Genomic DNA, 25,951 nt, shown 5'->3' on the forward strand with positions numbered 1-25,951 from the left:
CGGGGCCCTGCGGTACGGCTCCGCGGGGTGGGAGACCGCTCCAGGACCGAGGCGATCCGGAACCGCCTCGGGTCACCTGCCGGCCGGTGCGGTGAAGGGGTTCCACTCGTACCGACCCGCCGGTAACTTGGCGCCGCCCACTCCCCCACCGTCCTGGCAGGTACGAGATGCAGAGCTTGTTACGTGTGGTCCGAGGCGCCCTGCTCGTGGGCACCCTGCTGGCCCCGGCCGTCGTCCCGGGCGCCGCCGCGGCGCAGCCCGGGCCACAGTCCGCGGCGCAGCCCGGGCCATCACCCGCGGTGCGCACCGCGGCCGCCGTCGACTGGACGCCGCCGCTGTCGACCCGTGGCCGGTACATCGTCGACGCCGACGGCGACCGCTTCCGGCTCCGCTCCGCCAACTGGGACGGCGCCCAGGGCTCGTGGAACGGCTCGGGCGACATCGCCGACCCCGCCAACCACCACGCCGGGCAGAACGCCCACGGCATCCCGATCGGCCTGGACCGCACCCCTCTCCCCACCCTCCTCGCCGACTTCCGCGCCCTCGGCCTGAACAGCATCCGGCTGCCGTTCTCCAACGAGATGCTGCGCGCCACGGCCCCCGTGCCGGACTCGGCCGTCGCCGCCAATCCGGCGCTGCGCGGCAGGACGCCGCTCCAGGTCTTCGACGCGGTCGTCGCCGCCCTCACCGACGGCGGGTTCGCCGTCGTCCTCAACAACCACACGGTGACGACCCGTTGGTGCTGCGGCGTGGACGGCAACGAGCGCTGGAACAGCAGCGGACAGTCCACGGCCGGGTGGGCCGACGACTGGGTCTTCATGGCCAAGCGCTACCGCGCCAACCCGCGCGTGGTCGGCGCCGACCTGTACAACGAGGTCCGCCGCGACATCTGGGACGACCCCAACTGGGGCCTGGGCGACAACCACGACTGGCACGCGGCCGCGCAGGAGGCCGGCGACCGCATCCTGGCCGAGGCCAACCCGGACCTGCTCATCGTGGTCGAGGGCATCAACTGGCAGGGCATTCCGGTCGACGGCTTCCCGCACGGCCGCCCCACCCTCACCCCGGTCCGTACCCTCTCGCACACCCTGGTGGTGTCGAACAAGCTCGTCTACTCCGCTCACTTCTACGGCTACACCGGCCCGAACCACAGCGGCGCCACCGGTGTCGGCGAGACCAGCGACCTCCGCTACCAGGACTTCACCCGCGATCAGCTCCGCCAAGTCGTCCATGACCAGGCGCTCTACGTCTCCGCCGAGACCGGCCGGCACTTCACCGCCCCGGTCTGGGTCAGCGAGTTCGGCATCGGAGGCGACGAGCGCGTCGACAAGCCCCGTGACTGGTTCCGCAACCTGACCGAGCTGTTCGCGGACGCCGATGTGGACTACGCGTACTGGCCGCTGGTCGGCTGGAACAACAGCGGTGGCGGCGGCGACAGTTGGGCGCTGCTGCGGTACGACTCCGAGGGCCGGCGGACCGGGGTCCTGGACGCGGGCGACTGGCGCACGCCCCTCTGGACCGGCCTGACGGCCGCGTCGGGTCGTACAGGGCCCGTACCCGTCTCCCCCGCCTGGTACCAGCTGACGACCGACCATCGCGACCACAACGCCTCACTGCGCGTGCGGGCCGGCGGGGACTGGGACAGCGGCGCCCGCAAGGCCGTCTGCCCCGACGGCTCCCGGCTCGCGGGGCTCAGCCACACCGGCGGCCGCGGCCTCTGCGTGAGCTCGGGGCTGCGGGCCGCGACCGGCGGGCACACGGTCGTCCGCGACGAGTCGCACGTCCCGGCGGGCGGCGACTGGGCCTCCGGCTACACCAAGTACCAGTGTCCGGCAGGGCAGTTCCTCATCGGCTACAGCCTGCGCGGCGCCCGGGTCTCCGCCGCCCTGTGCGCGCCCGCGGGCACAGGGCTCCCGTCGGGCGGCGGCCGCACGGTGTGGTTCGACCGCGGTGACAACCGCCCGGCCGGCGCGCCCGGCGGCGAGTACGCGCGGGGCCACTACAAGGGCCAGTGCGCACCCGGCGAGTACGCGGCCGGGATCGCGTTCACCACGCGTGTCGCTGCCCGACCGTCACCGGCGGCTCTGCTGTGCCGCCCGGGGGCGTAGCGGGAGAGTCGAGCGATGCGGCTATGCCCTGCGCGAGGAACGGGATCCGATGCGCGCAGACCCCGGCGATGTTGATGCGGCCCGCGTTCGTGCCGTAGATGCCGGACCGGCCGCGCATCCGGCGCATCTGCTCCGGCGTCAGAGGCAGCATGGAGAACATGCCCTTCTGGCGCCGGAGCGACTCCGCCACCTCCGGGCGTCCGAGGGCGGTCAGGTTCTCGACGAGGTCCGCCCGGTTGGCGGCGATCCGCCCGCGCATGCCGTCGAGTTCGGCCCGCCAGGTGGCCCGGAGGCCGGCGTCCTCGAGGACGGTGGCGACGACGGCGGCGCCGTGGTCGGGGGGCATCGAGTACATGACGCGTGCGGCGTTCTGCAGGGCCGTCTCGACGTGCCGGAGCGTCTGCCGTGACGGGCCGAGGACGATGGCGCAGCCGGTGCGGTCGCTGTAGAGGCCGAAGTTCTTGGAGCAGCTGACGGCGATCAGCACCTCGGGCAGCCGGTCGGCGAGCATCCGGGTGGCCCACAGGTCGGCGTCGAGGCCGTCGCCGAGGCCGTGGTACGCGAGGTCGACGAAGGGGACCCAGCCGTTGGCCTCGGCGAGCCCGGCCAGCTCCTCCCAGGTCTCGGCGTCGGGGTCGGTGCCCGTGGGGTTGTGGCAGCAGCCCTGGAGCAGGACGACGTCGCCCCGGCGCGCGGCGCGTAGGTCGTCCACCATGCCGTCGGCGTGCCCGTACGTCCGGACCGTGAGCCCGGCGCCTTCCAGGATCGGGCGGTGGTTGACGTACGCCGGGTCGCTGATCCACACCGTGGTGCCGGGGCGGGTCTGGCGTACGAGATCGGCGAGGAGGCGCAGGGCGCCGGTGCCCGCCACGGTCTGGACGGCCGTCGCGCGGGCGGTCCTGGCCTCGGTGCCGAGGACCATGGAGAGCATGGCGCGGTTGAAGGCAGTGTTGCCGGAGAGGCCCCGGTACTCCTTGGAGACGGCGCGCTCGGCGAGGCGTATCTCGGCCTCCTTGACGGCGGCCATCACCGGGGTGGCTCCGGTGTGGTCGCGGTAGACCCCGAGGACGAGGTCGAGCCGCTCGGGGCGCGGGTCGGCGGCGAACTCGGCCGACAGGTCCCACAGCGGGTCCACGGGCGGGGCGGCGAGCAGCTCAAGCATGGGCGGAGACCTTGGTTCGGGGGCGCCGGTTGGCGAGCGCGACGCCGAGGGTGATGAGGGGGACGCCGACGAGGACGGACAGGGTCGGCGACTCGTCGAGGAGGGGTACGGCGAGCAGGACGACGGCGACCGGGCTGAGGGAGCCGACGACCGAGCTTCGCTCGGGGCCGAGGCGGCGGATGGCGAAGGCGTACAGCAGTCCGGCGCACAGGCCGACGCCCAGGCCCTGGACGACGAGGAAGAGGGCGATGTCGTCGGCGGCCGCGTGGGCGAGCCCGGTGGGCAGGACGCCCGTCACGGCGAGGAGGGCGATGACGGCGAAGGACGGCAGGCAGAGCAGGCCGATCGAGCCGACGGGGTCGAGGTCCACCTCGCGCAGGCCCACGGTGTACAGGGCCCAGAGGCCACTGGCGAGCAGCAATGTTCCCGCACCGAGCAGGACGTCGGCGTCCAGGGCCGCCGTGTAGCGCCAGACGAGCGCGGCGACTCCGGCGACGATCAGGGCGAGGCCGGCCGCCTGCGTACCGCGCGGGACGCTCTTGCCGCCCGCGACCATCAGGGCGGAGACGAAGAGCGGGACCATGCCGGGGACGATCGCGCCGACGAACGCGGCCGAGGTCAGCGAGCCGCCGTACATGGCGGCGAGGAAGAAGGGGACGCCCGCCCCGCAGACGATCTTCGCGGCGGGCCCGGGCCGCACGGCGAGCAGCTGCCGCCTGCGCCGCCACAGGGCGGGAGCCAGGACCACGAGCGGTACGCCGAAACGCAGCAGGGCCGCGTCGGCGGGCAGGAGGGTGGAGGCACTGAGGGCCCGGGCGCTGAGCGCGAAGGCGGCCCAGATCGCCACGGTGACGATCAGGGCGGCGAGGCCGACTGTTTGGGGGGAGAGGCGTGCGGTGCGGGGTGCGGCGGAGGGCGGGGTCGCGGGGGCTGGGGCCGGCGCCACTTGGGCTGATGCCGCTTGGGTCGGGGCCTCCTGGGCCGGTGCTGCCACCGCTCGTATGCCGCCCACCTGACGCCTCCCGCCCGAATCCACTGTTTCGAGCAACGGTAGGGCTTTCGGCGGAGCAGCCGATTGCCAGTTCTGCCCTCCAGACCTAGCGTGAGGGCAGAATCTGCCAAGAAATGCTCAGGAACGCTCAGGGAGTGACGTTGGACGCGGTGGACTTCCAGATCATCCACGAGTTGCAGGCGGACGGACGCCTGTCCAACCAGGACCTCGCGGACCGGATCAGGCTCTCCCCCTCACCGTGCCTGCGGCGGGTACGGCGCCTGGAAGAGGCGGGCCTGATCCGCGGCTACACGGCCATGGTGGACCAGGTCGCCTTCGGCCTGCCGATCACGGTCTTCGTCCGGATCCGACTGGAGCGCCACACCAGCGACATCGTGGCCGTCTTCGAGGAACACGTCGGCCGCATCGAGCACATCCAGGACTGCTATCTGATGGCGGGCAGCAGCGACTACCTGCTCAGGGTCGTCATCGAGAGCCTGGAGGCGTACGAATCCCTCGTGCGCCACCGTATCCACGCCATCCCCGGCATCGCCTCGATCGAGTCGAGCTTCGCCTACGGCAGCGTGAAGCAGTCCAAGGTCTACCCGCGCCCGACGGCGCGCGCGGACTTCGGCTGAGGCCGGCGCCGCCTCCGTCAGAGACCGAACTCCTGCGGGGAGAGGCCGAGCGCCGCGCACGCCTCGCGCAGGACCTGCTCCTCGGCCGGGGCGACGTACCCGTCCGCGCCGGCGACGACGAAGCCGGTCTGCACGACCGCCTTGGCCTCCGTGGGCTTCTTCGCCGCCTTGGCGATCTCCCGCAGGGCCTCGGCCTTGCCCTGCTGGAAGTTGACCGTCAGCTGGTCGACGTGCTTGTTGAACCGCTGCCGCAGCTGGTCGGGCGGGAAGTTGCTCAGGACGTCGTTCTGCAGGATCAGCGACTCCACGTGCTGTCGCTCGACCGGGTCGACCGACCCGTCGGCGGCCGCGACGAGCGCGCACATGGCCATGCTCGCGTCACGGTAGGCGCCGCTCTTGAGCTCCGACTTCAGGGAGGAGAGCTGGGACTTGAGCACCCCCACGAGCTGAGCCTTCGACCCACCGCGCGACCCCGAGCCCGACCCGGCGCCCGGTACGGACCCCGGCGCCGCGCCCGGCTGCGCATGGCCGCCGGAGCCCCGCGCTCCCTGCGCCTGCTGCTGCAGCCCCTTGGCCTGGTCCTTGATCCGGTCCCACATCGCCATCCGTGCCACCTCGCGTACGCGTTTCGCTCGACCGCGCGAGTACCGCGCGTCCCCCTGAGAACGGCTGCCGACCGGTCCGAGTTCCCCGGCAACGGGCGAGAGGCCCTACGTGAGGCGGACCCGCTTGGCGAAGGCCCGGTACGCCTCCTCGTCGAAGAGGACGAACGTGACCTCCTCGACGGCGGTCTCCGTGCCCCGCACGGTCTCCACCGCGATGCGGGCGCCGTCGTCCATGGGCCAGCCGTAGATCCCGGTGGAGATGGCCGGGAAGGCGACGGTCCGCGCGCCCAGTTCGTCGGCCACGCGGAGCGACTCGCGGTAGCAGGAGGCCAGTTGCTCCGAGCGGTCCTCCTCGCGGGACCAGACCGGGCCCACGGTGTGGATCACCCAGCGCGCGTCGAGCCGACCGGCGGTCGTGGCGACCGCCTGGCCGGTCGGGAGGCCCTTGCCGTAGTGGCCGGCCCGGAGCGCGCGGCACTCCGCGAGGATCTCGGGGCCGCCCTTGCGGTGGATCGCGCCGTCGACTCCGCCTCCGCCGAGCAGGGAGGAGTTCGCGGCGTTGACGAGTGCGTCGGCGTGCTGCTCCGTGATGTCGCCGAAGGCCAGGACGAGATCGGGTCGCGTGGTCATACGGTCATCGTCTCCCGTCGTGAACGGTCGTCACCCGGTCGCCCTGAGCCTGCGCCAGACGGCCTTCGCCGCGTTGTGCCCGGACATGCCGTGCACGCCAGGGCCCGGCGGAGTGGCGGAGGAGCAGAGGAACACGGCCGGGTGCGGGGTCGAGTAAGGGAAGAGGGACAGCTTGGGGCGGAGCAGCAGTTGGAGGCCGCGCGCCGCGCCGCAGGCGATGTCGCCGCCCACGTAGTTGACGTTGCGGGCGGCGAGTTCGGCCGGACCCGCCGTGGCACGGGCCAGGACGCGGTCGCGGAAGCCGGGGGCGAAGCGCTCGATCTGACGCTCGATCGCGTCCGTGAGGTCGCCCTCCCAGCCGTTCGGCACATGGCCGTACGCCCAGAAGACGTGCTTGCCCTCGGGGGCACGACCGGGGTCGACGAGGGTGGGCTGCGCGGTGATGAGGAACGGTGTCCTGGGTGCCGTACCGGAGGAGGCCTGGCGCAGCGCCGTGCCGATTTCGCCGCTGGTCGGCCCGACCTGAACGGTCCCGGCCTCGCGCGCCGCCTCTGCCGTCCAGGGCACGGGGCCGTCGAGCGCGTAGTCGATCTTGAAGGCGGCCGCGCCGTAGCGGTAGTGGTCGTAGTAGCCGCCGAAGCCCGCGATCCTGGCGAGGGCGGTGGGCGAGGTGTCGAAGACGTACGCGCGGGCCGGCGGCAGGTCGTCGAGACGCTTGACCTCGTAGTCGGTGTGGACCGCGCCGCCGAGCGCCTTCAGATACGCGGTGAGGGCGTCCGAGATGGACTGGGAGCCACCCCGGGGCATCGGCCAGCCGCCTTCGTGCGCGGCGAGCGCGAAGACGAGGCCGACCGCCGAGGTGGCGAACCCTTCGAGCGGGGCGATGACATGGCCGACGAGGCCGGAGAACAGGGCGCGCGCCTTGTCGTCCTGGAAGCGGCGGGTGAGCCACGTCGAGGGCCGCAGCCCGTCGAGGCCGAACCGGGCCAGCGTGACCGGGTCCCGGGGCAGCGCGGTGAGCGGCAGGGACATGAAGTCCCGTGTCAGGGTGTCCCACTTGCCGAGGTACGGGGCGATCAGCCGGCGGTACGTGCCGGCGTCGCGCGGCCCGAAGGAGGCGGCGGTCTCGGCGACGGACCGGGAGAGCACGGCGGCTGTGCCGTCGTCCCACGGGTGGGCCATGGGCAGGCGGGGGTGCAGCCACTCCAGGCCGTACCGGTCGAGCGGCATCGTCTTGAAGACGGGTGAGCCGATCCCGAGCGGGTGTACGGCGGAACAGGGGTCGTGGCGGAAGCCGGGGAGGGTCAGCTCCTCGGTCCTGGCACCACCGCCGACGGTTGATTTGGCTTCGAACACGGCCACGGAGAAGCCCCGTCGGGCGAGCTCCACGGCGGCGGTCAGTCCGTTGGGTCCCGCCCCCACGACGACGGCATCGAGCATCGACGGCACCTTGGACTCCTTCGTCAGCCGATGGCCAAGGGTCCCAGGATATTCCGGCGCGTCCGTGGGCTTCACCGCCCCCGCAGCAGTGTCCGGATCCGCTCGGCGGTGGCCTGGTCCCGCGCGGCGGTGAACGGCAGCGCGTTGCCTCCGGTGATACGGAAGGGCTCGCCCGCGATCGTCGTGTGCGCGCCGCCCGCCTCGGTCACCAGGAGCAGCCCGGCGGCGTGGTCCCAGGCGTACTCCCAGGAGAAGGCGGTGGCGTCGAGGTCGCCCCGGGCCACGGCCAGGTACTCGAGCCCCGCGGAGCCGCAGGGACGCGGCCGTACGCCTTCCACGTCCAGGCCGAGCAGGGCGCGCTTCTGGTCGTCGGTGGTGTAGTCGGGGTGGGAGGTGGCGACCTGCAGGTCCGTCCCGGTGTCCGGCGCGGCGGACCGTGCGGACCGTATCGGCGCGCCGTTGAGCGTGGCGCCGCGCCCGCGCACCGCGACCGCCATCTCGTCGAGGACCGGGGCGTACGTCCAGGAGGCGAGCAGCTCGCCGCGCCGGGCGAGGGCGACGAGGGTACAGAAGCCGGACTCGCCGTGCACGAACTGGCGGGTGCCGTCGACCGGGTCGACGATCCAGACCGGGGCGTCGCCCTGGATCGCTTCGTACACCGTCGGGTCGGCGTGGACGGCCTCCTCGCCGACGACGACGGAGCCGGGGAGCAGCGCCGTGAGGGACGCGGTGAGGTGGGCCTCCGCGGCCTGGTCGGCGACGGTCACGAGGTCGTGCGGGCCGTTCTTCTCGACGACCTCGTGCGCGGCGAGCTGCCGGAATCGTGGCGTGATCTCGGCCGCGGCCGCCTTGCGGATCGCCTCCTCCACCTCGGTCGTACCGCCGGCGAGGACGTGGTCAAGGAACTCATCGATCATGTGTCCAGCTAAGCACGGCGGTCTGACATTCAGGGAGACCGTCCCGTCACCCTCCGTTTGCCCACGGAGTACGCTTTGGACCGGTTCACCCCTTACAGGGCGGCGGGGCGAGAGGGAGGGTCCGTGCACGGCGAGTACAAGGTTCCCGGCGGAAAGCTGGTGGTCGTCGACCTGGAGGCACGCGACGGCGTCCTCGCGGACGTACGGGTCGCGGGCGACTTCTTCCTGGAGCCGGACGAGGCGATCCTCGCCATCGACCGCGCCCTGGAGGGCGCCCCCGTCGACACCGACGCCTCGGGGCTGGCGGCCAGGATCGACGCGGCGCTGCCCCCGGGCACGGAGATGTACGGGCTCACGACGGAGGGCATCGGCGTGGCGGTCCGCCGGGCCCTCGCGCACGCCACGGACTGGACGGACTACGACTGGCAGCTCATCCACGAGCCGCCGCACTCCCCCGCCCTGCACATGGCCCTGGACGAGGTGCTCACCGCCGAGGTCGCTTCGGGCCGCCGCCCGCCGACCCTGCGGGTCTGGGAGTGGGGCGCGCCGGCCGTGGTGATCGGCAGCTTCCAGTCCCTGCGCAACGAGGTGGACCCGGAGGCGGCCGAGCGGCACGGCATCGAGGTCGTGCGCCGCATCAGCGGTGGCGGCGCGATGTTCATCGAGCCCGGCAACACCATCACGTACTCGCTCTCCGTCCCCGACGCCCTGGTCCAGGGGCTCTCCTTCACCGACAGCTACGCCTACCTCGACGACTGGGTGCTGGGCGCCCTTGCCGACATGGGCGTCAAGGCCTGGTACCAGCCGCTGAACGACATCGCGACGGAGGCCGGGAAGATCGCGGGCGCCGCGCAGAAGCGGGTGGCGGCGGGCTCGGGCGCGGTCCTGCACCACGTGACGATGGCGTACGACATCGACGCCGACAAGATGACGGAGGTCCTGCGGATCGGCCGCGAGAAGCTCTCCGACAAGGGCACGAAGAGCGCGAAGAAGCGCGTGGATCCGTTGCGGCGCCAGACGGGGCTGCCGCGCGAGGCGGTCATCGAGCGGATGATCGCCTCCTTCCGGGACCGGTACGGCCTCACGGAGGGCCGGGTCACGGAGGAGGAGTCGGCGCGGGCGAAGGAGCTGGCGGCGACGAAGTTCTCGACGCCGGAGTGGACGGCTCGGGTCCCGTAAGCCATGAGCCGTATCGGGCCGTCGTAGGCTCTCCGAATGCGTGTACGTGTACGTGTCGAGGGGTCGGCGAAGCCGGGGCTGCGGATGGAGTGTGCCGACGGGCGGCGGCTGGTGCTCGTCCAGGAGGGCGTTCCCGTGCTGTTCGCGCGGCAGCGCGTCACCCACCGGGGCCTGCACTACGCGAGGACGGGCCGGTACGTCTCCCCGCTCGGGCCGCTGCGGGCCGAACATGCGCGCGCCTTCGCCGAGTTCGCGGAGCCGGGGAGCAAGGAGTGGACGGAGCGCTGGGCGGCGTACGCCGAGGCGGCGCTACGCAGGGCTCCCAACGGCCCCCTCCATGAGGGGGATTGGAACATCCTCCCTGGATCCTCCAGCTGGTTCGCGGACGTCAACTGGCCCAAACTCCTCTCCCACGACCCCGATCGGGGCCACCTCACCTGGTTCGGCTACGGCGACCCGGTCGAGGACGCCCGGGATCTGCTGCCGCTGCGGGCGCTGTCGCATCCGGAGGCGCCGCGGGTGAAGGCGTACCGCCGTCAGCACCGCGAGGGCATCCTGCCGCCGGTCCTCGCCTGGTGGATCAGCGGCCTCAACTCCCCCGTGGTGCTTGACGGTCACGACCGACTGACGGCCGTACTCGCCGAGGGGGACCGACCACGCCCCCTGGTCCTGTCGCGGGCCGTGGACGAGGACTGGATCGCCCTCTGCGCCGAACGCCCGCTGCTGGAGTACGAGAAGAAGGTCACCGCCCTCGACGGCCCCCTGGCGACCGTGCACGCGTCCGCGGCGGGACGTCAGTTGGCGGAGGCCCTGCGGAACATCGTCACGTCTCCCGACCTCACCAGGGCCTGGCCGCTGTCCGGCGGCGTGCGGGCCTGGGAGGCGGCCGCCGCCGAGTACGTACCCGGCTGGGCCCCTGACGCGGAACGCTAGGGTTTCGCCGGCTCCGGTGGGCGGTGGGCGAACCACTTCTGGTCGGCCTCCAGTTGGGCCGCGAGCGAGATCAGGAGTGGTTCGCTGCCCGCCGGGCCGAGGAGTTGCGCGCCGACCGGCAGGCCCTCGGGGGTGAAGCCGGCGGGCACGTTCACGCCGGGCCAGCCGAGGACGTTCCACGGCCAGGCGTAGGGGCAGGCGGAGGCCATCGTCAGGTCCGTGCGCCAGGCCGGCATCGTGTCGAAGGTGCCGATCCGGGGCGGGGGCGCGGCCGTCGTGGGGGCCAGGAGCACGTCGTACGTGTCGAAGAGCGCGCCGATCCTGCGGTGCTGGTGGGCCTCGCGGGCGCGGGCGGCACGCAGGGTCCGGCCGCCGAGACGGCGGCCGCTGCGGGCGGCGCTGCGGGTGCGCGGGTCCAGCAGTCCGGGCTCGGGGTGCCGGTCGGCGTACTCGGCGATCCCGGCGGTCGCGCGCGGCAGGAAGCTGAGCCCGATGAGCCCGTAGCGCGGGCGCGCCTCCTCGACCGTGTGGCCGAGCCCGGCGAGCGCGTCGGCGAGATCGGCGACGGCCCGGCGTACGCCCCGGTCGAGGGGGTTGTACGTGGCGGTGAACGGCGCCCGCCAGGCGAGCGCGATCCGCAGCCGGCCGGGCTCCCGGCGGGCCGCCGCCGAGGCGTCGACGACGGTGGGCTGGAAGCGGTCGCCGGGATGCGGTCCGGCGACCGCGTCGAGGAGCAGGGCGGCGTCGCCGACGGTCCGGGCGAGGGGGCCGTTGACGGTGAGGCCCTGGAAGCAGTCGTCGTACGGGTGGACGGAGACCCGGCCGCGCTGCGGTTTGATGCCGACGAGGTGGGTCCAGGCGGCGGGTATGCGGATGGAGCCCGCGCCGTCGGAGCCGAGCGCGGCGGGCACGATCCCGGCGGCGACGGCGGCCGCGGATCCGCCGGAGGAGCCGCCGGGGGTGTGCCCGGTGTTCCACGGGTTGCGGGTGGCGCCGAAGGCGGGGCCTTCGGTGAACGGCCACTGCCCGAGCTCGCAGGAGTTGGTCTTGCCGACGATCACGGCTCCGGCGGCGCGGAGCCGCCGCACCGCCTCCCCGTCCTGGGCCGCGTCGGGGATGTCACCGGCGCAGCCGAAGCGGGTGGGCAGTCCGGCGACGTCGGTGTCGTCCTTGACGGCCATCGGCACGCCGAGGAGCGGCGGCCGGTCCCCCTGCGCGAACATGCGGTCGCCCTGCGCGAGCCGGCGGTCGGCCTCAGCCGCCTCGGCGAGCGCCGCCTCCGGCCTCGTGCAGCGGAAGGCGTTGAGGGTGGGCTGCGTGGCCTCGATCCGGTCGAGGGCCGCCTGGACGAGGGCGGTCGAGGTGACCGTACCCTCGGCCAACCGCCGTGCCTGCTCGGCCAGTCCGCCGTACTCGACCGCGCTCACGACAGCCCCCTCGTCTGGACGAATGGCGGAACCCTACTGGAGCGTAACCTCCTTGTCAGCACGCATTGACGGCCACTGTCCGAGGTCCGTCGTAGGGTGAATGCGCACGTAAGGGACAGGAGGATGAGGTGGCCGAGACGACCTCGACCGGGACGACGGTCGCCGAGGTGATGGCCGAGCTGGCCGCGCTGGAGGACCCGAAGGCACGCGCGGTGAACGAGAAGCACGGTGACGATCACGGTGTGAACCTCGGCAAGCTGCGGGCGGTCGCGAAGCGGCTGAAGACCCAGCAGGAGCTCGCGCGTGAGCTGTGGGCGACGGGCGACACGGCGGCCAGGCTGGTGGCGATCCTGATCAGCCGCCCGAAGGCGTACGGGCGGGACGAGCTGGACGCCATGCTGCGCAAGGCGCGTACGCCCAAGGTGCACGACTGGCTCGTGAACTACGTGGTCAAGAAGAACCCGCACGCCGAGGAGCTGCGCGTGGCCTGGTCCGCCGACCCGGATCCCGTGGTCGCGAGCGCCGGCTGGGCGCTGACCGCCGAGCGCGTGGTGAAGAAGCCGGACGGCCTCGACCTCGTGGGGCTGCTCGACATCGTCGAGGCGGAGATGAAGGACGCCCCGGACCGCCTGCAGTGGGCCATGAACGCCTGCCTCGCGCAGATCGGGATCGAGCACCCCGAGCACCGCACCCGTTCGATCGGCATCGGCGAGCGCCTGGAGGTCCTCAAGGACTACCCGACCTCCCCCGGCTGCACGTCTCCGTTCGCACCCGCCTGGATCAACGAGATGGTCCGCCGCCAGGGCGAAAGACCCTAGGGCCTCTCGGGGCCTGCTCGTCTCAGGAGGGCAGCCCGGCGGCGGCCCGCTTCACCGCGCGGGCTTGGCCGCGGTGGCCGTGCTTCTTGAGGTACCGGGCGAGCCAGGTGAGGGACTCCTCGAGGCTCGCGACGTCGTTGCTCGGGTGGTGAGGGCCGCGTGCGTCGAAGAGGAGGTCGACGGCCTCCATCGTGGGCGCGAGGACCTCGTCCTCGCGGTCCGCGCGGGCCAGCCGGAGGGCCAGGTTGGAGAGGGCGTGGACCGGCCCGTACAGGTACTTCTCCGGGTCGTCCGCGCGCAGCCTGCGGTAGATCGCCACGACCTCCCGCGCCGACCGCAGCGCGTCGTCGTGACGGCCGGCGTCGGTGAGGCGGATACCGAGGCTGTTCAGGGACCGGGCGAGGCCGTGCAGGTGGGTGTCGGGGTCGGCGTCGGCGAGCTGCCGGTAGAGGGCGACGGATTCCTGGGCCGGGACGAGCGCGTCGGCGTGCCGGCCGAGGGCGGCGAGCCGGTTGCCGAGGCTGTCGAGGGCGTCGGCCAGCGTGAGCCGGATGCGTTCGGGGTTGACCTTCAGGTACCGCCGGTAGAGGTGGACCGCCTGGGCGGCGGAGGCGAGGGCGTCGACGTGCCGGCCGAGCCAGCCCTGGATCAGACCCTGGTTGTGCAGGGACCGGGCAAGCGCCAGGGCCGCGTTGGCCTCGGTTTCGGCGGGCGTACGACAGAGGGCGACGGCGTCGCGCAGGGTCTCGGCGGCCAGGTCGAGGTTGCCGGCCGAGACGAGCCGCAGGGCCTGGTCGTTCATGGCGTGCACGCGGTCGAGCTGGAGCGGCACGGCCGGGGCGGAGGGGGTGGCGGCCGAGCCCGACGGCTCACGCCGGAACCCGCCCTCCGGAGTCACCGTGTACCCGTACCGCCGCAACACGGCATCCATGAACGGAAGTTGACCGGACCGGTTCGCGGCGATGGACCGGTGCAGGGACACGGCTTCCGCCACGTACGGAGCGGCGTCGGCCTCGCGGCCGAGTTGGCGCAGTTCGTGGATGAGGGCGAGCACCGTCGCGTAGTGCTCCCCCTGATTCGCCCATGGTGCGGCGACGCGGAAGAGGTCGACGGCCTCCCTGAGCGTGACGACCGCCTCGTCGTTGCGCCCCATCTCGCCGAGCTTGATGCCCAGTTCGCCGAGCGCGGACGCGATGCCCTCCCGGTCGCCCAGCCGTCGCCGTATCGCGACGCCTTCGCGGATCACCTCCAGGGCCTCATGGTGGCGCCCCAGCTCCGCGAGGTGGTTGCCGAGGTTGGTGAGCGACCACGCGAGCCCGGGGAGATGGAGGTCGGGCTCCCCCCGGGCCAGTTCGCGGAGCAGGCCGGTGGCCTCGCGGGCCAGGTCGTACGCCTCCGCCCGGCGGCCGAGCAGACCGAGGACGAGCGCCCGGCGACCGAGCGCGGCGGCGAGGCCGGAAGTGTGGCCGACGGGATCCCGCGCGCCGAGCTCCCGGAAGACGTCGGCGGCCTCCGCGAGCACCTCGGCCGACTCTTCGAGCCGTTCGGGAAACTCCGCGAGCACCGAGGCGAGCCCGTGCAGGCAGACCCCGAGCCGCGGCAGATACCGCTCCGGGTCGGCACGGGCGAGCTCCCGCAACTCGGCGGCCTCGCGCAGCACTTCGCGCAACGTACCTTCGTCGGGCATCCCGAAACTCCCCCGTCGGTCCCCACTCCCCTACCCTCCCTGTCACGCCCACCCACCACCACCGGTTCCGCTCCTACGGGCACCTGGCCGGCGGGGTGACCGGAGACGGCGGCGGGTCATTCTCCGCGCGGCTGCCACGCGGCGGCCTGGCGAGCCGCGACGTTCGCGCCCCAGACCCAGGCCAGAGCTCGCGAACGCGTCCATCTGCCGGGGGGCCGCGTCACTCGTCCTGACGAAGAGCGCGCTGCTGCCGACCCGGGTCGGCGGTTGCCTGCGCCCACCCCGGCCCCGTGGCCAGGATGACGTGCCGCAGTCGTGGTCTCCCTCGGTCTGCTCACCCAAGTGGTGGCCTGGGCCGGCGCAGCCGCGCCCCAAGCCCGTCGGTTCCCGAGCTGAGGGCCTGGACGGCCTTGAGGCGTGTCATACGGTCCAGCGGCAGCGGCCTGCTGATGACGCCGATGTCCTGGACGAGGAGAGGGACGTAGAACTCCACGGCGGCCGGGTCCGACGGGAAGGGCGAACGCCCGTCCCAGTGGGCGTAGCGCAGTCCGGTGGGCAGGCCGGCCAGACAGGTCAACTCCGCGGGGAGCCAGACCTGTCGGGAGTCCGGGGGTGCGCCGAGGGGCACCGCGGTCAGCCTTCCGTTCGGGGCCAGGGGTACGTCTGCGTGCCCATCCTGGCCCACTACTTCACCGAGCCGGCCATCACCCCCTGGACGAAGTGCTTCTGGAAGGCGAAGAAGACCACGAGCGGAACGACGAGCGACAGGAAGGCACCCGGCGCCAGGACGCCGATGTTGCTGCCGAACTGCCTCATCTGGGACTGGAGCGCCACGGTCAGCGGCTGCGACTCGCTGTCGGCGAACAGCAGGGCCACGAGCATGTCGTTCCACACCCAGAGGAACTGGAAGATCGCCAGGCTCGCGATGGCGGGCCTGCCCAGCGGCAGGATCAGCCGCAGGAAGATCCGCCACTCGCTGCCGCCGTCCAGACGCGCCGCCTCCAGCATCTCCTTCGGGATCTCCGCGAAGTAGTTCCGCAGCAGGAAGACGGCGAAGGGCAGGCCGTACGCCACGTGGAAGAGGATCACGCCCGCGACGGTGCCGAAGAGCCCGACCGCGCCGAAGAGTTTGGCCACCGGCAGCAGGCCGATCTGGACCGGCACCACGAGCAGGCCGACGACCACGAGGAACACGTAGTCCCTCCCGGGGAAGCTCAGCCAGGCGAAGGCGTATCCGGCGAGGGCCGCGATGCCGACGACGAGCACCGTCGTCGGCACGGAGATCAGGACCGTGTTCCAGAAGGCCGAGACGAGACCGGAATCCTCGAAGAGCGCACGGTAGTTGTCGACCGACAACTGGGCGGGGTCGAGCAGCGACGTCCACCAGCCGTTCGAGGCGTTGTCCTGCTCCGAGCGCAGCGAGGAGAGGAAGAGCCCGGCGAGCGGGGTGATCCATACGAGGGCGACGAGGACAAGGAACGCCTGGACCACGGTGCTGCCCAGCCATCGGGTCGGTCCGGAGCGGCTCTTCGGGCCGGAGCGGCTTTTCGGGCCGGGGCGGCTCTTCGGGCCGGGGCGGCTCTTCGGTACGGTCCGGCTCCTCGTGCCCGTGTGGCTGCTCATGCTCCGCCCTTCCGGAAGCGCCGGATGTTGATGATCATCGCCGGTACGACGAGGAGGAGCAGCAGAACGCTGAGCGCGCTGCCGAGACCCTGGTCGTTGCCCCCGCCGAAGGAGACCAGCCACATGCGCGTGGCGAGGACGTTGGCCTCTTCCTGCACGGGGCCGGGGGCGATGATGTAGACGAGGTCGAAGACCTTCATGACGTTGATGACGAGCGTCACGAAGACGACGGTGAGTACGGGGGCGAGCAGCGGGACCGTGATCTTGCGGAAGATCTGGCCCTCGGTCGCGCCGTCCACGCGGGCCGCTTCCAGGGCGTCGCGCGGGATGGCCGCGAGCCCCGCCCCGATCAGGACCATCGAGAATCCGGTCCAGACCCAGAGGTAGGCGCCGATGATCGCCGGTGTGACCAGGGTCGGGCCGAGCCAGTCGACCCCGGCGTAGCCGGCGGCGAAGTTGGACGCGGGAACCCGCAGCGTATAGGCGTCGTCGCCGAGGTCGGCGAAGCTGAACGAGCCGTTGTCGCCCGTCTCCGCGGAGGCGACGACCGCGCCTCCGCGCAGGACCTCGACGGTCACGCCGGGAAGGCCCTTCTCCTTGGGGTCGATCTGGCCCTGCCGGCCACCCGCTCCTGGCGTGAAGTCCAGGTACACGGCGCCCGACAGGCTCCCCGCCGAAGGCTCCGGCAGCCGGGCGGGCGCCGCCCGCTGGGGCACGGCTTCGGGCGCGACGCCGACGAAGGGCAGGGCTATGTCGTCCCCCGGCCGGACCTCGACGGTCGTGTAGCCCTTGCCGGGGCTGCCGCTCAGTCCCTTCCCCTCACGCGCGCGTGCCGTCGGGTAGGGGGCCGGTTCGTCGATCGCGTCGTGGACGCCGACGATCGCCGCGTTGAGCACGCCCCGGTCGGGGTTCTGCTCGTACGCGAGCCGGAAGATGATGCCCGCGGCGAGGAAGGACACGGCCATGGGGAGGAAGAGCACGAGCTTGAACGCGGTGGCCCACCGCACCTTCTCGGTGAGGACGGCGAGGACGAGCCCGAGGCCGGTGAGCACCACGGGCGCGACGACGACCCAGATCGCGCTGTTGCGGACGGCCTTGAGGGTGGCCGGGTCCTGGAACATCTCCAGGTAGTTGTCGGCGCCGACGAAGCGGTCGCCGGTCGCGTCGAAGAGGCTGCGCCCGACGGAGAAGACGACGGGGTAGACGACCAGGGCGCCCAGGAGCAGCAGGGCCGGGAGGACGAAGAGCGCGCCGAGGAGGCGCCTCCTGCGCAGGGCACGGCGCCGCGGGTTGTCCGCGGCGCGTGCCTTCGGTGTGCGTGCCATCGCGGGGTGGCCTCAGTTCCCGTACGCCTTGGCCGCCTCGGCCTCCAGGGCCGCCGCGGTCGCCTTCGGGTTCGACGGGTCCCGCAGGAAGTCCTGGAGCAGCTTCCACTCGCCGGCGCCCTTGGTGCCGCCGAAGGCCGCGGGGGCCTGGTCGGACATGTCGAAGCGCACCGAGTCGCCGGCGGCGACGAGCGAGGCGGCGGTCGCGCGCGTGGTCGCGTCGCCGTAGGCCTCGGGCTTGACGTTCTTGTTCGGGGAGAGGAAGCCGCCGGCCGCGGCCCACACCTCGGCCGCCTCCGGCGTGGCGAGGAACTCGAGCAGCTTCATGCCGGCGTCGGCGTTCTTGGCGTCCTTCAGGACGACCGCCGCGTCCCCGCCGCTGACCACGGGCGGGGCGCCCGCACCGACCGCCGGGAAGGGGAAGAACTTGGCGTCCTCGCCGGGCTTCTTGCCGAACTCGTCCTTGGCGACGCCGCCGACGAAGTCGCCTTCGTAGACCATGCCTGCCTCGGGCTGCGGGCCGAAGACCTTCTCCACGGAGCCGGGGAAGTCGGTCTGCAGGGCCCCTTGGGCTCCGCCGGCCACGAGCTGCTTGTCCTTGAAGACCTCGGCGAGCGTCGTGAGGGCCGCGACGACGCTCTCGTCCGTCCACTTGATCTTGTGCTGGGCGAGCTGGTCGTACTTCTCCGGTCCTGCCTGGGAGAGGTAGACGTTCTCGAACCAGTCGGTGAGCGTCCAGCCGTCCTCGCCCGCGACCGCGAAGGCGGGCCGGCCGGAGTCGGCGAGCGTCCGTCCCGCCGTGAGGAGCTCCTCCCAGCTCTTCGGCTCGTTCACGCCGGCCTGGGACAGCGCCTCGGGGGCGTACCAGATGGTGGACTTGTGGGCGGCCTTGAAGTAGAGCCCGTAGTACTTCCCGTCGACCGTGCCGTAGTTCTTCCAGACGGGGGCGAGGCCCGCGGTGGCGGTCTCCGTGGTCTTCGGGGACAGCGGCGTGAGCCAGCCCTCCTTGGCGAACTGCTGGAGCACGCCGACCTGCGGGACGAGCACGACGTCGGGGGCGTTGCCGCCCTCGATCTTGCTCCCGACGAAGGTGGAGACGTTGTCGCCCGAGGGCACGAAGACGGTCTTGGCGCCGGTCTTCTCGCTGAAGGCGTCGAGCACCTTCTTGAAGTTCTTCTGCTCGCTGCCGGTCCAGACTCCGGCGACCGTGACCGTCTTGCCGCTGAGTTCTCCGCCACCGCCGGCGGCGGGTTCGGCGTTGCCACCGCAGGCGGTGGCGGTGAGCGCGAGGGCCAGCACCGTGGAGGCGGTGGCGGTGGTACGGAGGGCTATGGCGGCGGGTCGTCTCATGATGACGGTCCATCCTTCCTAGGGGAGGGGGCGGAGCGGGGAGGAGCGGGGAAGTCAGGAGGTGGGGGTGTCGGTCAACCACCAGGCGGCGGTCGCTCCGGGGAGTTCACCGGGCGGGCAGGGTCCGCTGGCCAGGAGCGGCGCACCGGCCACCGGGGCGGGGACGGTCTCGGAGCCGAAGTTCACGGCGCAGACAAGACCGTCACCGCGCGCCATGGCGAGGACCTGGGGCGGTGCTTCCAGCCAGCGCAACGCCCCCTCCCCCAACTGAGGTAGTTCGCGCCGCAGTTGGAGTCCCTCGCGGTAGAGGTGCCAGAACGAGCGGGTGTCGGCGAGGGCGCGGTCGGTGGCGTACTCGGCGAACCACTCCGGCTGCGGCAGCCAGGTGCGCACATCGGCCGCGCCGTCGCTGAAGCCGAAGGGGGAGGCCTGGCCCGACCAGGGAAGGGGGACGCGGCAGCCGTCGCGGATCCGCGCGCGGCTTCCGGTGCGGTGGAAGATGGGGTCCGTCAGGACGTCGTCGGGCAGGTCGAGCACCTCGGGCAGCCCGAGTTCCTCCCCCTGGTAGACGTAGGCGGCGCCGGGCAGCGCCAGCATGAGGAGCGCCGCCGCGCGGGCCCGCGCGGAGCCCACGTGCTCGGCGCCGGGGCCGCCCGCGTACCGGGTGACGGTGCGGACCTGGTCATGGTTGTTGAGGACCCAGGTGACCGTGGAGCCCGTACCGGCGATGTCCCGCAGGGCCTCGTCGATGACGGACCGGAAGGCGTTGGCGTCCCAGGGGGCGCTGAGCAGGTCGAAGAAGAAGGCCTGGTGCAGCTCGTCCGGCCGTACGTACAGGGCGTGTTCACGCGCGGTCGGCACCGACACCTCGCCCACGAGGAGCCGCTCGATGCCGTCGCGTGCCGTGTACTCCTCGCACACGGACCGCCAGCGGCGCCACACGTCGTGGACGTCCGGCTGGTTCCACGCCAGCGGGTTGACCGAGTCGCGTGTGCGCTCGTCCGCCGTCGGGTCGTCGGAGTCCGGGAGTTCGGGGTGCTTGAACAGGCCGGCGGCCACGTCGATGCGGAAGCCGTCCACGCCGCGGTCCAGCCAGAAGCGCAGCACCTGCTCGAAGTGGTCGCCGACGCGGGGGTCGCGCCAGTTGAGGTCCGGCTGTTCCGGTGTGAACAGGTGGAGGTACCACTCGCCGGGGGAGCCGTCCGCCTCCGTGACGCGGCTCCAGGCCGGACCACCGAACATGGCGTGCCAGTTGTTCGGGGGCAGGTCGCCGTTGGGCCCGCGGCCCGGGGCGAAGTGGAACCGTGACCTGGCACGGCTCCCCGGTCCTGCGGCCAGGGCCTTCCGGAACCACCGGTGCTCGGTCGAGCAGTGGTTGGGGACGATGTCGATCAACAGCTTGAGCCCGAGCCGGTGGGCCTGGGTCACCACGCGCTCGAACTCCGCGAGGTCGCCGTACACGGGGTCGACGTCCTGGTAGTCCGCGACGTCGTACCCGTGATCGTGCTGGGGCGAGGGATAGAACGGGCTCAGCCAGACGCCGTCGACACCGAGCTTCCGCAGGTACGGAAGCCCGGCGCGGACGCCGGCGAGGTCACCGACGCCGTCCCCCGTGCTGTCGAGGAAGCTGCGGACGTAGACCTGATAGATCACCGCGTCCCGCCACCAGGGGGTGGCGGAGCGGATGTGGGGAGAGCGGCCGGCATCGGCCGCAAGAGTGCTGAGCATCTCGCGTCGACCTGTCTGCAGTGAATGCGAGAGCACCCGAACGGGGTCTCTGCTATGCATTCATGTTAAGTAGCTGTGACGGCACGATGTCAACGACGCTGCAGAACTTCCTCGTGGAGATGCCCGATTGGGCAGAACGTACGAGCAAAGGGGAAGAGTGTTAACCAACAAGCAAGTAGAGTGCGCCGGGCCCGCGCGTCAGGAGAGGCGGGAAGGAGCGCGGGAGGCTCACGAACCGCCCGAGATGGCGCCCAGCTCGCGCGTCAGTCGCCGCACGGCTCCCTCAGGGGTGTCGCGCAGCGCCAGCACGTCCTGGCCGACCGCCTGGACGACCAGGCTGACCTGGTCGTACCGCGCGCTCTTGGGCCGAGGCACGGCCGCGAGGACGCTCTCCCTGAGGATCGGAAGATAGGGATGGGAGGCGACCAGGGACGGGTCGTCGTAGAGCGAGGCCCTCACCGGCGGCAGAGCGCCCCGCGTGAGCACCTGACGCTGCACTCGCTCGCTCGTCAGGTACGCGATGAAGTCGGCGGCCGTGGCGGCGTTCTTCGAGCGGGCGGACACGGCGAGGTTCGACCCGCCGAGCACGCTCGTTCCCGGCCCGTCGAGACCGGGCAGCGGCACGGCGCCGAAGCGTCCGGCGACCTTCGATCCCGGGCCGTTGGCGTCCGTGTAGACGTACGGCCAGTTCCGCAGGAAGAGGAGGCGGCCGTCCTCGAAGGCGGCACGGGACTCCTGCTCCTTGTACCGCAGGGCCTCGGCCGGTATCCAGCCCTCGCGCAGCCCGTCCGCGAGGAACCCGAGGCCCGCGCGCGCCGCGTCCGAGTCGACCGCGACCCGCGTGCCGTCGTCACGCAGGACGGTCCCGCCCGCGGACTGGATCGCCTCGGTGACGTTCACGGTCAGGCCCTCGTAGGGCAGGAACTGCCCCGCGTACCCGTCGAGGCCGTGCCGTGGAGCGAGCGTGCGCGCCTGGCGGGCCAGCTCGGCCCAGGTCCTCGGCGGCTTCTCGCCCGCCGCGTCCAGAATGTCCTTGCGGTAGTAGAGGAGCCCGGCGTTGGTCACGTACGGGACGGCGTACAGCCGCCCTTCGAAGGTGGCGGTGTCGACCACGGGGCGCAGGAAGGCGTCCAGCTCGAACCGGCCGCGGTCCAGGGGGGAGATCAGACCGGCCGCGGCGAACTCCGAGGTCCAGGCCACGTCGAGGTTGAGCACGTCGAACCGGCTGCTGCCGGAGCGGAGTTCGCTGAGCATCTGCGCCCGGGTCTCGTCGGCCGAGTCCGGCAGCTCGACGAGGGTGACCCGCTCGCCCGGATGCTCGCGGTTCCAGTCGTCGACCAGCGGTCCCAGGTAGTGGGTGAGGTCTCCCGCCGTGACGAACGTCAGCGGCCCCCGGCCCCCGGCCGCCGGCTCACCGGCACCCTGGGCGACGCCGGTGTACCCGGCCAGCACGATCGCCGCCGCGAGAATCCCCCTCCGTACGGCCCGCATCCACCGCATGGGTTCCTCCTGCACGTGGTCCCGGACGCGACGGGGACCATCGTGGCATATGTCGAGCCCGGGGAATCGGCGATACTGGACCCCCAGATCACATGGCCGTCACCTGGTCCACCGGCGCTCAGGTCCGGCGATCGGGTTCCGGAACGACACAGAAGGGGGAGCGTGTGCGGCAGCAGCTGCTGGCACTCCTCACCCGGGGCCCTGCCCACGGTTACGAGCTCAAGCAGGGCCTTGAACAACTCCTCGGCTCCGCATACCCTCAGCCGAACGTCGGCCAGGTCTACGTGACCCTCGGGCGGCTGGAGAAGAGCGGTCTGATCAAGGGTGAGGATGTCGAACAGTCCGGTCGCCCCAACAAGCGGACGTACGAACTGACGGACGCGGGGCGGCACGCCGTCGCCGCGTGGTTCGAGGAAACCGCGGACGAACCGCGGGTACGGGACGAGTTCTTCATGAAACTCGCGCTGGCCCCGCTGTCGGGACTCGCCGACCCGATCACCTTGATCAACAAGCAGCGGCGCCAACACCTGAACACCATGCGCACCCTCTCCAAGCTCGCCGCCACGGAGGACCGCGGCAACAAGATCGCCCAACTCCTGATCGAGGGGGCCATGCTGCACCTGCAGGCCGACCTCGACTGGCTGGAGCGTTGTCAGGAGGAGCTGGAATGACCGAAGGTCCCGTCGCGGCGCCCCCACAGGACACGATCGTGCACGCCGAGGGTCTGACCAAGACCCACCACGGCGACAGCGCCCCTGTCCAGGCGGTACGAGGTGTGGACCTGACCGTGCGGCCGGGTGAGTTCGTCGCGATCACCGGCCCGTCCGGGGCCGGAAAGTCCACCCTGCTGCACCTCGTGGGCGGTCTCGAACGGCCGGACAGCGGACGACTGTGGCTGGGCGGGGAGCAGGTCGACGGATACTCGGAGGCCCGCTGGGCGATGCTGCGGCGGCGCCACATCGGCATCGTCTTCCAGTTCTTCAACCTGGTCTCCAACCTCACCGTCGCCGACAACATCGAACTGCCGGCGCTCCTCGCCGGGGTCTCGCCCCGGTCCGCGAGGGCGAGCAGAGCGGAACTTCTCCAGGAACTGGGGCTCGAAGGCCGGGAACGGTCGATGCCGAGTGAGCTCTCCGGCGGCGAGCAGCAGCGGGTGGCGCTCGCCCGAGCCCTGGTCAACAGCCCGGACCTGCTGCTCGCCGACGAGCCCGCGGGGAGCCTCGACAGCAAGGGGACCCGCGACGTCGCGCGGCTGCTGTCCCGCTTCCACCGGCGGGGCCAGTCCATCCTCATGGTCACCCACGACGCCCGGATGGCCAGCGCAGCCGACCGGGTCATCAGCTTCTTCGACGGTCAGGTCGCCGACGACGCCGCTCTCGGCGACGGCGGCACGGCACGCCCGGGTGTGTCCGGCGTGCTCGAACTCAGAGACTGAGGCGGTGCGTCGTGCGGGCCATTCTGCGGTGGGCTCACTCCGACCTGCGCGCCCATCGCGGCGAAGCCCTGTTCGCCGTGCTCGCCAGCGCCGGCGTGATCGCCTCGCTCCTGCTCTCCGGAGCGCTCCTCAGCTACGCGGTCAACCCCTGGCAGCGTGTGTTCAACCAGTCCGAGGGCGCGCACATCTGGCTGCACACCCGCGGTGACCTGGACGCGTCCTCGGTCGCCTCGCTCGCCTCGCTCGACGAGGTCGCCGGGGTGTCCGGCCCGTTCCGTACGGCCGAGACCACCGTCGAGGTGGCCGGCGCGCGGGCGCGGGTCGTCCTGCGGGGCACGGGACCACAGCCGCCCACGGTGGCCCGACCCCTCGTCACCGGGGGAGGCTGGCTGACGTCGGCGACCCCCGACGGCCGCCCGGGCGAGATCGTCCTGGAGAGCGCCCTCGCGCGTGCCCTGTGGGCCGATCCCGGCGAGACGGTGACGGTCGTCGGCGAGGACGGCGCGCCGTTGTCCCTGCGGATCGCGGGCATCGCGGAGAGCGCCGAACCCCTCTACCGGGCCGGCCAGGGCGCGGGCGTCGCCTGGGTGTCGCCCGGGGCGCTCGACCGCGTGGCCTCGACCGGTACGGGACAGAGCGTCGGGCTACGGCTCAAGGACCCGGACGACACCGACTACGTCGTCCAGCGAGCCGTGACGCTGCTCGGCGCCCACCGGGTCGACCAGGTGACGAACTGGCAGGAGGCCAAGGCCGATGCGGGCGGCGACGACCGGCTGCTCGGCCAGATGTTCGCCGCCTTCGGCCTGGCCGCCCTCTTCGCGGCGGCGGTCGCCGTCTCCGGGGCGGTCAGGGCGCGCGTGCGGGGCCAGCTCAAGGACATCGCGGTGCTGAAGGCCATCGGCTTCACTCCCGGCCAGGTGATGTGGGGGTTCCTCGTCCAGCACCTGGGCTTCGCGATCCTCGGCGCCGGGCTCGGCACGGTGGCGACCCTGACGCTCGGGCGGTGGATACCCGGCAGGATCGGCGAGGCGGTGGTCCTCTGGCCCGAGCTGCCCGGACACCGGGCGATCGTGGCCGGACTGCCCGGCGCCGCCGTCCTTCTCATCGGCGCCGCCACCGGCCTCGCCGCCTGGCGGGCCGGCCGCGTACCGCCGGTCCCGGCCGCCAGGTCGGCGCTCCCCACCGCCGCCCCGCTCACCTTCCTCGGCCGCCGCGCCCTCGCACTGCGCCTGTCGCCTGCCCTGGTCCTCGGCTGGCGCTCCGCGTTCTCGGGCCGTGGACGCAGCCTGTTGCCGATCACCAGGCTGGCTCTCCCCGTCGCCCTGATGACGGTGGCCCTCGTGGCCTGGTCGACCCTCGACCAGTTCCGCAGCGACCCCGCCCGGATGGGCCTCGCCGCCGCCCTGACCGTACGCGCCGAGGAGCCGGGCCCGGCCGACGACCCGGCGCTCGAAGGCGCCCTGGCCACGGTCCCCGGCGTCGAAGACAGCTTCCCCGGCGCGGAGTTCGTCGCGCTCGTCCCCGGCCAGACCGGGACGATCACCCTGCGCGGCCTGGGCAGCCAGGCACGGCCGTACCCCCACACCGTCGTCGAGGGCCGGGCACCGACGGGCCCGGACGAGGCGGTCGCCGGGCAGGGGCTGCTCGACCTCCTGGGCGTACGTGTCGGGGAGTGGGTCCGGATGACGGTCGAGGGACGTCCGCAGATCCTGCACGTCGTGGGCCGCAGCGTCGAACCCGACCAGGGCGGCCGGGTGATCTCCACATCGCTCGACAGCCTCAGGGACGGCTCCCCGGAGATGAGGGCGCGCTTCCACGCGCTCGTCCTCCGGCCGGGCGCCGACCCCAGGGCGGTGGCGGCCGCCGTCTCGAAGACGGTCGACGGCGCCCTGGAGATACGTGAGACCCCGACCCCCGAGGACCGGCTCGACACCCCGCGCGGAGTCATCGCGGCGCTCATCGCCGTCCTCGCCTTCATCGCCCTCGTCGAACTGCTCACGCTGATCAGTTCCGGGGTACGCGCCCGGGTACGCGACCTCCTGGCGATGAAGGCCATCGGCCTCACCCCCCGCCAGATCGGCGCCGTCATCGTCACGGCGGCGGCCCTCACCACCCTGGTCTCCGCCCTCCTGGGCACCGTGGTCGGAGCGGCGCTCGGCCGGTGGCTCGTCGACGAGGAGGGCCGCTCCAGCGGCATCGGCGCGGGCATCGCCCACGTACCCTCACCGCTCGCCCTGGTGACCCTGGTCGCCACGGCGACCGCGGTCGGCGCCGCGGCCGCCCTCGCGCCCGCCGTGAAGACGGCACGTCGCCGCCTCATCGACTCGGCGAGCGAGACGCTCTAGCCGCGTGGACGGTGTGGACGGTGATGGTGTCGGCTCCGCATCTCACCGTTCTCCCGCACTCCAGGCCGCGTTCCGCGAGGTGCGGACCGAGCCTCCGGATACGGCCCGCT

General features: G+C 72.4%; 22 protein-coding genes. 8 read left to right on the forward strand and 14 right to left on the reverse strand.

Translation table 11 applies throughout. The features are described 5' to 3' along the window. Positions 1 to 167 precede the first annotated feature (167 nt). Positions 168 to 2,108 (forward strand): cellulase family glycosylhydrolase, encoded by a 1,941-nt coding sequence (locus tag ACGFYP_RS13270; protein WP_393491118.1) that lies wholly within the window; start codon positions 168 to 170, stop codon positions 2,106 to 2,108. Here ACGFYP_RS13270 and ACGFYP_RS13275 read toward each other — a convergent pair. Both ACGFYP_RS13275 and ACGFYP_RS13280 read right to left on the reverse strand, forming a co-directional pair. Next, positions 2,047 to 3,270, reverse strand: coding sequence for an aromatic amino acid transaminase (locus tag ACGFYP_RS13275; protein ID WP_393491123.1), 1,224 nt, complete (start codon positions 3,268 to 3,270; stop codon positions 2,047 to 2,049). The genes ACGFYP_RS13270 and ACGFYP_RS13275 overlap by 62 nt on opposite strands. Continuing rightward, positions 3,263 to 4,216 carry a DMT family transporter gene (locus ACGFYP_RS13280; RefSeq protein ID WP_393491129.1) on the reverse strand — a complete coding sequence of 318 codons (954 nt, stop codon included), beginning with the start codon at positions 4,214 to 4,216 and terminating at the stop codon, positions 3,263 to 3,265. Before ACGFYP_RS13280 ends, ACGFYP_RS13275 begins: the two co-directional genes overlap by 8 nt. Before the next feature lie 200 nt (positions 4,217 to 4,416). On the opposite strand from ACGFYP_RS13280, the gene ACGFYP_RS13285 reads away from it, so the two are divergent. Further along, positions 4,417 to 4,899 carry an Lrp/AsnC family transcriptional regulator gene (locus ACGFYP_RS13285; protein ID WP_393491134.1) on the forward strand — a complete coding sequence of 161 codons (483 nt, stop codon included), beginning with the start codon at positions 4,417 to 4,419 and terminating at the stop codon, positions 4,897 to 4,899. A gap of 17 nt (positions 4,900 to 4,916) precedes the next feature. Here the strand turns inward: ACGFYP_RS13285 and ACGFYP_RS13290 are convergent, their stop codons facing one another. From ACGFYP_RS13290 to ACGFYP_RS13305, 4 genes are all read right to left on the reverse strand, one after another. Further along, a complete protein-coding gene (locus tag ACGFYP_RS13290) occupies positions 4,917 to 5,504 on the reverse strand; it encodes a tellurite resistance TerB family protein (protein WP_393491139.1) in 588 nt (195 codons plus the stop codon). Positions 5,505 to 5,609: 105 nt separating this feature from the next. Next, a complete protein-coding gene (locus tag ACGFYP_RS13295) occupies positions 5,610 to 6,134 on the reverse strand; it encodes an O-acetyl-ADP-ribose deacetylase (RefSeq protein ID WP_393491142.1) in 525 nt (174 codons plus the stop codon). A gap of 30 nt (positions 6,135 to 6,164) precedes the next feature. Beyond that, the gene (locus tag ACGFYP_RS13300; RefSeq protein WP_393491145.1) at positions 6,165 to 7,583 is read right to left on the reverse strand and encodes a phytoene desaturase family protein; all 1,419 of its coding nucleotides are present in this window, start codon (positions 7,581 to 7,583) and stop codon (positions 6,165 to 6,167) included. 62 nt (positions 7,584 to 7,645) lie between these two features. After that, on the reverse strand, positions 7,646 to 8,491 hold the full coding sequence (locus ACGFYP_RS13305) for an inositol monophosphatase family protein (RefSeq protein ID WP_393491150.1): 846 nt from the start codon (positions 8,489 to 8,491) through the stop codon (positions 7,646 to 7,648). Between the two features lie 123 nt (positions 8,492 to 8,614). Here ACGFYP_RS13305 and ACGFYP_RS13310 point away from each other — a divergent pair, with 123 nt between their 5' ends. Beyond that, complete coding sequence (locus ACGFYP_RS13310) at positions 8,615 to 9,670, forward strand: biotin/lipoate A/B protein ligase family protein (protein WP_393491154.1); 1,056 nt, start codon at positions 8,615 to 8,617, stop codon at positions 9,668 to 9,670. Positions 9,671 to 9,706: 36 nt separating this feature from the next. Beyond that, positions 9,707 to 10,603 carry a hypothetical protein gene (locus tag ACGFYP_RS13315; protein ID WP_393491158.1) on the forward strand — a complete coding sequence of 299 codons (897 nt, stop codon included), beginning with the start codon at positions 9,707 to 9,709 and terminating at the stop codon, positions 10,601 to 10,603. Here ACGFYP_RS13315 and ACGFYP_RS13320 read toward each other — a convergent pair. Next, entirely contained in the window at positions 10,600 to 12,030 is a 1,431-nt protein-coding gene (locus ACGFYP_RS13320; protein WP_393491161.1) for an amidase, read from the reverse strand. The genes ACGFYP_RS13315 and ACGFYP_RS13320 overlap by 4 nt on opposite strands. Positions 12,031 to 12,200: 170 nt before the next feature. Between ACGFYP_RS13320 and ACGFYP_RS13325 the strand changes: the two genes are divergently transcribed. Next, entirely contained in the window at positions 12,201 to 12,848 is a 648-nt protein-coding gene (locus ACGFYP_RS13325; RefSeq protein WP_393492279.1) for a DNA alkylation repair protein, read from the forward strand. Positions 12,849 to 12,870: 22 nt separating this feature from the next. Here ACGFYP_RS13325 and ACGFYP_RS13330 read toward each other — a convergent pair whose 3' ends face one another. From ACGFYP_RS13330 to ACGFYP_RS13360, 7 genes are all read right to left on the reverse strand, one after another. Next, the gene (locus tag ACGFYP_RS13330) at positions 12,871 to 14,535 is read right to left on the reverse strand and encodes a tetratricopeptide repeat protein (protein WP_393491165.1); all 1,665 of its coding nucleotides are present in this window, start codon (positions 14,533 to 14,535) and stop codon (positions 12,871 to 12,873) included. Between the two features lie 334 nt (positions 14,536 to 14,869). Then, positions 14,870 to 15,163: a hypothetical protein gene (locus ACGFYP_RS13335; protein ID WP_393491167.1), complete on the reverse strand. Its 294-nt coding sequence runs from the start codon at positions 15,161 to 15,163 to the stop codon at positions 14,870 to 14,872. A gap of 56 nt (positions 15,164 to 15,219) precedes the next feature. Next, complete coding sequence (locus tag ACGFYP_RS13340; RefSeq protein ID WP_393491170.1) at positions 15,220 to 16,158, reverse strand: carbohydrate ABC transporter permease; 939 nt, start codon at positions 16,156 to 16,158, stop codon at positions 15,220 to 15,222. After that, positions 16,155 to 17,483, reverse strand: coding sequence for an ABC transporter permease subunit (locus tag ACGFYP_RS13345; RefSeq protein ID WP_393491174.1), 1,329 nt, complete (start codon positions 17,481 to 17,483; stop codon positions 16,155 to 16,157). The genes ACGFYP_RS13340 and ACGFYP_RS13345 overlap by 4 nt, the downstream gene beginning before the upstream one ends. A 12-nt stretch (positions 17,484 to 17,495) precedes the next feature. Continuing rightward, positions 17,496 to 18,833: an ABC transporter substrate-binding protein gene (locus ACGFYP_RS13350; protein WP_361962414.1), complete on the reverse strand. Its 1,338-nt coding sequence runs from the start codon at positions 18,831 to 18,833 to the stop codon at positions 17,496 to 17,498. Between the two features lie 54 nt (positions 18,834 to 18,887). Continuing rightward, the gene (locus tag ACGFYP_RS13355; RefSeq protein WP_393491181.1) at positions 18,888 to 20,561 is read right to left on the reverse strand and encodes a glycoside hydrolase family 13 protein; all 1,674 of its coding nucleotides are present in this window, start codon (positions 20,559 to 20,561) and stop codon (positions 18,888 to 18,890) included. 228 nt (positions 20,562 to 20,789) lie between these two features. Next, on the reverse strand, positions 20,790 to 22,061 hold the full coding sequence (locus ACGFYP_RS13360) for an ABC transporter substrate-binding protein (RefSeq protein WP_393491186.1): 1,272 nt from the start codon (positions 22,059 to 22,061) through the stop codon (positions 20,790 to 20,792). 164 nt (positions 22,062 to 22,225) lie between these two features. On the opposite strand from ACGFYP_RS13360, the gene ACGFYP_RS13365 reads away from it, so the two are divergent. From ACGFYP_RS13365 to ACGFYP_RS13375, 3 genes are read left to right on the forward strand one after another with little or no spacing between them, the layout of a single operon-like run. Continuing rightward, positions 22,226 to 22,732, forward strand: coding sequence for a PadR family transcriptional regulator (locus tag ACGFYP_RS13365; RefSeq protein WP_393491190.1), 507 nt, complete (start codon positions 22,226 to 22,228; stop codon positions 22,730 to 22,732). Continuing rightward, on the forward strand, positions 22,729 to 23,496 hold the full coding sequence (locus ACGFYP_RS13370; protein WP_393491194.1) for an ABC transporter ATP-binding protein: 768 nt from the start codon (positions 22,729 to 22,731) through the stop codon (positions 23,494 to 23,496). Before ACGFYP_RS13365 ends, ACGFYP_RS13370 begins: the two co-directional genes overlap by 4 nt. Before the next feature lie 11 nt (positions 23,497 to 23,507). Next, positions 23,508 to 25,841, forward strand: a complete 2,334-nt coding sequence (locus ACGFYP_RS13375; RefSeq protein WP_393491199.1) for an ABC transporter permease — start codon at positions 23,508 to 23,510, stop codon at positions 25,839 to 25,841. Positions 25,842 to 25,951: the final 110 nt, after the last annotated feature.

The sequence above is a fragment of the Streptomyces sp. NPDC048370 genome (genome assembly GCF_043200825.1).
Lineage (GTDB): Bacteria > Actinomycetota > Actinomycetes > Streptomycetales > Streptomycetaceae > Streptomyces.